At 44.5% G+C, this 982-nt stretch carries 1 protein-coding gene; it reads right to left on the reverse strand.

Annotated elements, in window-relative coordinates; genetic code table 11:
* Positions 1 to 4: 4 nt before the first annotated feature.
* Positions 5 to 982, reverse strand: a 978-nt coding sequence (gene tuf, locus D7V20_RS19255; protein ID WP_120385410.1) for an elongation factor Tu, incomplete at its 5' end; no start/stop codon positions are given.

The raw sequence follows: 982 nt of genomic DNA on the forward strand, positions 1-982 counted from the left end.
GTGATTATGCAGTTACTTTCGCAACAACACCAGCACCTACTGTACGACCACCTTCACGGATCGCAAAACGTAGACCTGGGTCCATTGCGATTGGGTGAATGAGTTCTACTGACATTTCAACGTTGTCACCTGGCATAACCATTTCAACGCCGTCTTGTAATTGGATTGCACCAGTTACGTCAGTTGTACGGAAGTAGAACTGTGGACGGTAACCGTTAAGGAATGGAGTATGACGACCACCTTCTTCTTTTGAAAGTACATATACTTCCGCATCGAATTTAGTGTGTGGCTTGATTGTACCTGGTTTAGCAAGTACTTGACCACGTTGTACGTCTTCACGCTTAGTACCACGTAGAAGTACACCACAGTTCTCGCCTGCACGACCTTCGTCAAGCAATTTACGGAACATTTCTACGCCAGTTACAGTTGTTTTAACTGTATCTTTGATACCAACGATTTCTACTTCTTCGCCGACTTTAACGATACCAGACTCTACACGACCTGTTACCACTGTACCACGACCAGAAATAGAGAATACATCTTCGATTGGCATTAAGAATGCTTTGTCAATCGCACGCTCTGGTTCTGGGATATAAGAGTCAAGCGCTTCAACAAGAGCAAGAACTGCAGATTCGCCATATTGACCAGCATCACCATTAAGTGCAGCAAGTGCTGAACCACGGATGATTGGAGTATCATCACCTGGGAAGTCATAAGTAGAAAGAAGTTCACGAACTTCCATTTCTACTAATTCTAGTAATTCTTCATCATCAACAAGGTCACACTTGTTAAGGAATACTAGAATGTAAGGTACACCTACTTGGCGAGAAAGAAGGATGTGTTCACGTGTTTGTGGCATTGGACCATCAGTCGCAGCACATACAAGGATCGCACCGTCCATCTGAGCAGCACCAGTGATCATGTTTTTAACATAATCGGCGTGTCCTGGGCAGTCTACGTGAGCGTAGTGACGAATTGGAGA

Origin of the sequence: Acinetobacter rongchengensis (assembly GCF_003611475.1) — a bacterium.
GTDB classification, from domain to species: domain Bacteria; phylum Pseudomonadota; class Gammaproteobacteria; order Pseudomonadales; family Moraxellaceae; genus Acinetobacter; species Acinetobacter rongchengensis.